General features: G+C 37.7%; 5 protein-coding genes, 1 pseudogene and 1 riboswitch. Of the genes and pseudogenes, 1 reads left to right on the top strand and 5 read right to left on the bottom strand.

Features of this window, described 5'->3' with window-relative positions; translation table 11 throughout:
• Positions 1 to 338: 338 nt before the first annotated feature.
• The 5 genes from ACQR30_RS13915 to ACQR30_RS13895 all read right to left on the bottom strand — a co-directional run bounded on the left by ACQR30_RS13915 (position 339) and on the right by ACQR30_RS13895 (position 5,959).
• The gene (locus ACQR30_RS13915; RefSeq protein WP_429736148.1) at positions 339 to 2,264 is read right to left on the bottom strand and encodes a TonB-dependent receptor plug domain-containing protein; all 1,926 of its coding nucleotides are present in this window, start codon (positions 2,262 to 2,264) and stop codon (positions 339 to 341) included.
• 126 nt (positions 2,265 to 2,390) lie between these two features.
• Positions 2,391 to 2,593, bottom strand: a riboswitch (cobalamin riboswitch).
• A gap of 21 nt (positions 2,594 to 2,614) precedes the next feature.
• Complete coding sequence (gene coaD / locus ACQR30_RS13910; protein WP_429736146.1) at positions 2,615 to 3,085, bottom strand: pantetheine-phosphate adenylyltransferase; 471 nt, start codon at positions 3,083 to 3,085, stop codon at positions 2,615 to 2,617.
• A 112-nt stretch (positions 3,086 to 3,197) separates the two neighbouring features.
• Positions 3,198 to 4,124, bottom strand: a complete 927-nt coding sequence (locus ACQR30_RS13905) for an aspartate carbamoyltransferase catalytic subunit (protein WP_429736144.1) — start codon at positions 4,122 to 4,124, stop codon at positions 3,198 to 3,200.
• Between the two features lie 126 nt (positions 4,125 to 4,250).
• Positions 4,251 to 5,108 carry a sigma-70 family RNA polymerase sigma factor gene (locus tag ACQR30_RS13900; RefSeq protein WP_429736142.1) on the bottom strand — a complete coding sequence of 286 codons (858 nt, stop codon included), beginning with the start codon at positions 5,106 to 5,108 and terminating at the stop codon, positions 4,251 to 4,253.
• 188 nt (positions 5,109 to 5,296) lie between these two features.
• A complete protein-coding gene (locus ACQR30_RS13895; protein ID WP_429736140.1) occupies positions 5,297 to 5,959 on the bottom strand; it encodes a YceI family protein in 663 nt (220 codons plus the stop codon).
• A gap of 180 nt (positions 5,960 to 6,139) precedes the next feature.
• Between ACQR30_RS13895 and pgi the strand changes: the two are divergent.
• Positions 6,140 to 6,738, top strand: a pseudogene (gene pgi / locus ACQR30_RS13890) (glucose-6-phosphate isomerase); the annotation flags it as partial.

Raw genomic sequence — 6,738 nt, 5'->3', positions numbered from 1 at the left:
TGATTCAGTAAAGGTAAATAAAAAATTAGCTGACACAGTTTATATTACACTCCCAGGCAGTCTGTGACCCTATCCATGTCTTGCATAATCTAATAGTCCTCAAATAAAAATATTATACCCTTTCCACAGGTTTTTGCGTTGGCCAGCTAATTTCTTTGTCGTTATGAAGGTTGTTGCACTCATCTTCATTTATTCAACTCCCCTTGGATTTAAAACCCCACCTCGAATAACGATTGCCCCGGTATATCGAGGTGAAGTGTCCGTAAATCAATATCTATGCTATCTACGCGTGCCAGTTGTTGTAAGGCCCTATCAATAGATTCGAATACCATGTCTGCTTATAGCTTTATTGAAACGCCCGCAGTTATTTCAGAAGGAATACTATTGAACCCTACAATATCAAAGAATTTTTTGTTTAAAATATTTTCTGCATCGACAAATATTTTCAGCTTATCGCAAAATTTATATTCGCCGTAAGCATTCAATAGAAAATAACTTTTCATCAATTCGTCGGAAACCATATAGCCGCCTATATCATATCTTTTACTTACATATTTTCCGTTAGCACTAATATATAATTTAGGCGTAAACTGGTAACCAATATTTAAGTTGACGTCATGCTTTGGACGTCTTAGTAAATAGTTATACGTAGTATCGGTATAATCTATTCTGTTCTCTGTAGTTTCTTTGCCGCTCAGGAAAGTATAGTTACCGGAAATACTCAATTTGTCTGTAGGTCGTATAGTGAATTCATACTCAATTCCAGCTGCTTTTTGTTTTACAAAATTGAAATACTTATAGGTCATGTAATTATAGTCGATACCATTTTTGATATTGCGGTAAAAACCTACCAAACGATGGGTGAACCATCCGATTTTTTGTTGTAAACCAAATTCATAACTGATAGATTTCTCCGGCTGCAAATCGGGATTACCGGAGTAGGCATCATATAACTGATAAAGACCCGGCGTTTTAAATCCGGTAGCAATACTCCCAAATAAACGGAGATGCTCGTTGAAATTATAAGAAGGGTTAAAAGTATAGGTATAATTGCTTCCGTAACGAGAATGTACATTGAGTCTTCCACCTAGTTCCACATTTATTTTATCACTATTATACATCAAGGAAGAATACAAAGATGACTGACTAAAGGATGTATCTTTAAAGGAACTACTATAAGGCCCAAAGCCACTTACCGATAAATAGTTTTGATTAGCACCGCTCCATCTAAAATCACCACCTTCTAACAAGGTGAAGCCGCTACCAAGCCGGATATTGGCATATAATTCTGCGTACTGAGACTTTCCAAAATAGTTATTTCTCAAATAATAAGTTCCTATTTTATCCAAACTGTCTCTTCTAAACTTCCTGTTTAACTGGCTAAATTGATAATTCCCGGTAAGGGTTACCACATCTTTTTTGAATTGAAATCCGGCACCTGTTATCAGGTCACTATTATTAACCGTATAATATTTATCGTCCGCAAAAACACTCGCATCCAAATCGGTTTTATATTGGTTATACATCACAAAAGAATGAAACGCTAAGTTCTCAGTCGCTTGATATTTGACGGTAGCGTTCGTCGAATTACCATTATAGCCGTCTTTATCAAAATGCCCATGTCCTGTACTGTCATAGGCAGCAGAGAAGCCCTTTGTTTTTAATTTTGCATAACGCAACGTGTAAGAAATCTTATCCGCTTTACCATACAATCGTATATTGCCTTTATAAGTTCCTAAGTTGCCGCCGCTAGCAGTTGCATCCAAATTAAAAGGTTTATCCACATTTTTCTTGGTCGTAATAATATTGATAACACCTGCTTCCGCATCACTACCATACAGTGTTGATTGGGCGCCTTTGGCTATTTCTATACGTTCCACATCATTGATAGAAATTAGATTTAAATCAAAGCCATTGTCGATATTGGAAGGATCACCTACTGGAATACCATTCAACAAAATCAAAGCACGACCTGAGTTAGCGCCACGCATATAGATGGTTTGCACGGTACCTGCATTGCTTAATGCACCATTAATAACCAAACCGGCTTGCTCATTTAAAACTTGCGCGACAGTTTTGCCTACGCTTTTTTCCAACTCTTCTTTGGTAATGACTGTTATTACTTTTCCGGTAGAATTCTGCTTTTGTTCTATCTTGTTTGCCGTCACAATTACCTGTTCCAATTGATTAGTGGTATCTTTTGTTTGGGCTACTGCGCCGTTTACAATCAATACAGCGAAAAATGAGTAGATGATTTTTTTCATATATTTCGAAATAATTTACAGATTAAAATACTTTCGAAATATTTAGCACAAGAAATGCGGTAAAGCGTAGCCTCAATTAGGACAATAACTTCTACATCTCCGACCTTTGCTCCCGAAAGTCAACGATAAAATTTTTGAAAAAAGGCAGGTCTTCTGGCTTCGCCACTTTCAAACACCTTCCCGCTGAAAAATTTCAACAGTGGTATTTTGCTCGAAAGAAAAGATATAAATATCTTCTGAAAGGCTTACAGCTACGGGGATAGCGTTGGATTCACACCAACTTCCCTTTTAATTTTGTTTGCACAAAAACCTAAATTCGCTGCAAAGGTATAGGAAAGAAACGAAGATTACTATTTTGAATAAATACTATTTCTTACCACATCGGGTAAAAACATTCCTGCATCGCCACCATTTTGTATAACGTCACGAACAAGTGTGGATGCAACACTTGAATATTGAGGTAAGCAGGTAAGAAATATCGATTCGATGGAATTGTCCAGGCTGCGATTCATATCGGCAATGGTCTTTTCATATTCAAAATCACTGACAAAGCGAATACCGCGTATAACATATTTGGCACCTATTTCTTTACAAAAGTTTACAGTCAGACCAGTATAGGCACTGGCTTCAACACGTGCATCATCTTTATAAATTTCCTGAATCCACTCTATACGTTGCGCTTCGGAGTACATTGGCTGTTTGTTCACATTCGTACCAATACCAATTACTATTTTGTCAAACAAATCCAAAGACCTGTTGACGATGTCTACATGTCCTAATGTTATGGGGTCAAAGGTTCCGGGGAATAGAGCAATACGCATATAGTGATTAATTATGTAAATAAGTGGTGAATAGTGAAAGAGAATTTATAGTCATTGATGAATAAAACATTTATGTACAGTTAACGATAAACAGCATCCCTTTCAATCTAGCCTAACTTTGTGTTCCAGATAATAAGTAAAGCACGGCCATTCTCACGGCCACACCGTTTTCAACTTGGTTTAAAATAATGGAGGATGGTCCGTCTGCCACATCACTGTCAAGTTCTACGCCTCTATTTATCGGCCCAGGATGCATAATGACAATTTCTTTATCTAAATTTTCTAATAGCTTTCGACTGATACCGTATGCTAAATTATATTCTCTCAGAGAAGAAAACAAGGGCTGACTTTGTCTTTCCAGCTGTATGCGCAATACATTCGCCACATCGCACCATTGGAGCGCTTTGTTCACGCTATATTCCACACGCACATCCAAAGCCTGCTGCAAATATTTGGGAATTAAAGTTGGCGGCCCTGCCACCATCACTTCGGCGCCCATTTTCTTTAATAAGTAAATATTGCTCAGTGCCACACGGCTATGCATCACGTCGCCAATAATAGCTACTTTTAATCCTTGAATTCTACCCAATTTCTCTTTCATCGAGAATGCATCCAGTAACGCTTGTGTCGGGTGTTCATTAATACCATCTCCCGCGTTAATAATGGCTGCATTAATATGCTTTGCCAAAAAATGAGGCGCACCGCTCGCACTATGGCGCATGACCACCATATCCACTTTCATGCTCAGAATATTGTTTACCGTATCCAGCAGGGTCTCTCCTTTTTTTACCGAGGAAGCCGTTGCGGAAAAATTCAGCACATCCGCAGAAAGTCTCTTTTCGGCTAATTCAAAAGACATGCGTGTTCGCGTGGAGTTCTCAAAAAAGAGATTCACAATTGTAATATCTCTAAGTGAGGGAACCTTTTTTACCGGCCGTTGTAATACTTCTTTAAATTGGGAGGCTGTCGAAAGAATAAGTTGTATATCTTCCTTCGTTAAATCTTTAATGCCTAGCAGATGTGGAGTAGATAGTGTCATTAAAAAACGAAGTTAATAGATTTTTTTATGTAGCAGCGATTTTTGTTTAAAAAATCTCACCGTTTAATTTTCCTATAAAAAAAACCACCTATTTAGAATAGATGGTTTTTAAATTTCGTAGATGGTTTATCCTAGATAGGATTTGAGAGAACCACTGTAACGCGCTTTCTGTAAGCGTTTGATAGCCCTTTCTTTAATTTGGCGAATGCGTTCTTTGGTCAAATCGTATTTCTGCCCTATTTGCTCAATGGTAATACCATTTTCGCCTTCAAGACCGAAATATGCATTTACAATTTCCGCTTCACGTGGACTTAAAGATTTAAGTACACGGCGAATTTCTTCGCGCAGCGAATCTTTCATCACACTATCATCTGTATCATCTGCACCTTCTAGAAGGTCGCCCATCGCTACATCTTCTGCTTCGTGTACCGGAGCATCTAATGATGTATGACGCGTGTTGCTTTGAAAGATGTTGTTGATTTCTGTTTCGCTCATTTCAAGAATACTAGCCAATTCTTCTGTACTTGGCTCGCGTTCGTGTTCTTGCTCAAAAGCCATGTAGGCTTTATTTGCTTTGTTATAGGTGCCAATTTTGTTTTGAGGCAAGCGGACGAGTCTGCCCTGCTCTGCCAAAGCTTGTAAAATGGACTGGCGAATCCACCATACGGCATAAGAAATGAATTTGAAACCTTTGGTTTCGTCAAAGCGTTGCGCTGCTTTGATTAAGCCGAGGTTGCCCTCGTTAATTAAGTCACTAAGAGATAAACCCTGATGCTGGTACTGCTTAGCTACAGATACCACGAAACGCAAGTTCGATTGCACCAATTTGTCTAAAGCCCTTTGATCACCCATTTTAATGCGTTGCGCAAGCGTGGTTTCTTCTTCAGGTGTAATCATCGAGATCTTTGAAATCTCCTGAAGATACTTTTCCACCGCTTGTGAATCACGGTTGGTAATCTGTGTGGCAATTTTAAGCTGCCTCATAATGGATGGCTTTAATTAAAATAAAATAGTACATTTTGTATAACTAAACTAATCAAATTTATCGGAAATATTCCATTTATGATAAACTTTTTCGTCAATTAGCGTGCAAAGGTACATAAAAATACGCTATTTAACGTGACTTTTTATAAAAGATAGGAGTTCGTCCGGTATATCCGGCTACATCGTGTCTATTTGCTAGATGAAATATCTAATTTAAACTCAATATCCTTACTGATAATTCGGTCTTTCATACTATTTTCTGAGCCATAATTAATGCCCCATTTGGTTCGATCGATATTAAAATTTGCTTCAGCAGTCATGTTATTTCCGTTCAAAGAAATCTTTGCAGGGAATTCAATACCCTTGGTAATGCCTTTAATCGTCAGATTTCCGAAAATCATATTGTTCGCTTGTTTAAAAACAACATTGGCGGTATCTACACCTTTTTTGACGCCGGTGATTTCAAACTTGGCAGTAGGGAAGGAATCTGTAGCAAAAAAATCAGATGATGATAAATGTTGCTTCAATTTTGCGCTACTCTGAGCATCGGCCAGTTGGGGTTGAATACTTTGCATATCAAAGACAAACTCACCGCCCACTACCTTTCCGCTATCAATCAGTACCTTACCACTTTGTACATTAATAGTTCCGGAGTTGGAACTACCCACTAATTTAGATCCTGTCCAGATAACTTTACTGGCGGCAGTATCTACGGCGTAATCTATTCCGGCTGTGGAGAGTTTAACTTCTTTGGGTGCAGTTGTGTCGGCTCCATCCGATTTTGGCGCATTATTGCATGAGACTACGATAAATAATGTAGAAACTACAATTAAAGACGATAAAAATTTCAAGTTGAATAATTTTAAATGCAAACATAGTCGAATACAAGATATGAGCTTGTTAGGATGTTCTTAAAAAAGTAGATTTATAATTAATATCATTACAAAAAAATAAGCCTTCTTTTTACCATACAACTTATCTTTGTCCGGATTCAATTATTTTTACTCCTTAATTATTACTTATAATATATTATGCTACCGAAAATCAATCCCACGACCACACAAGCTTGGATTTTGCTAAAAAAACATTTCGATGAAGAAATGAACCACGTGCAAATCAAAAATTTGTTTACAAAAGAAGAAGATCGTTTCAATCAATTCTCTTTGTGGTTTAATGACATTCTTTTCGACTATTCTAAAAATATTCTCTCACAGAAAACACTTAATCTTTTGTTAGGGCTGGCAGACGAATGCAAGCTACAAGAAGCCATTGCAGCGATGTTTGACGGAGACAAAATTAATGAAACGGAAAATCGCGCGGTATTACATACGGCTTTGCGCAATTTTTCAGGCAAGCCAGTATTGGTAGACGGGCAAGACGTAATGCCAGATGTAAAAAGAGTGCAACAACAAATGAAAGCATTCGCGGAAAAAATTCATTCCGGTCAGTGGAAAGGCTACTCTGGCAAAAAAATAAAATACATCGTAAACATAGGCATCGGCGGCAGCGACTTGGGTCCTGTAATGGTTACAGAAGCATTAAAACCCTACTGGGTAAAAGGCATACAGCCTTATTTTGTGAGTAATATAGATGGTACACATATCGTAGAAACATTAAAAAAAGTAACTCC

Origin of the sequence: Arachidicoccus sp. (genome assembly GCF_050436765.1) — a bacterium.
In the GTDB taxonomy this organism is placed as follows: domain Bacteria; phylum Bacteroidota; class Bacteroidia; order Chitinophagales; family Chitinophagaceae; genus Arachidicoccus.
The sequence above is the reverse complement of the archived record's forward strand: the minus strand, read 5'-3'. Positions and strand labels throughout refer to the sequence as shown.

Excerpts from the sequence above, each read along its gene's own strand:
- ACQR30_RS13905 (WP_429736144.1), bottom strand. The coding sequence starts at position 4,124 with ATGACACTATCTACTCCACATCTGCTAGGCATTAAAGATTTAACGAAG.
- coaD (WP_429736146.1), bottom strand. The coding sequence starts at position 3,085 with ATGCGTATTGCTCTATTCCCCGGAACCTTTGACCCCATAACATTAGGA.
- ACQR30_RS13915 (WP_429736148.1), bottom strand. The coding sequence starts at position 2,264 with ATGAAAAAAATCATCTACTCATTTTTCGCTGTATTGATTGTAAACGGC.
- ACQR30_RS13900 (WP_429736142.1), bottom strand. The coding sequence starts at position 5,108 with ATGAGGCAGCTTAAAATTGCCACACAGATTACCAACCGTGATTCACAA.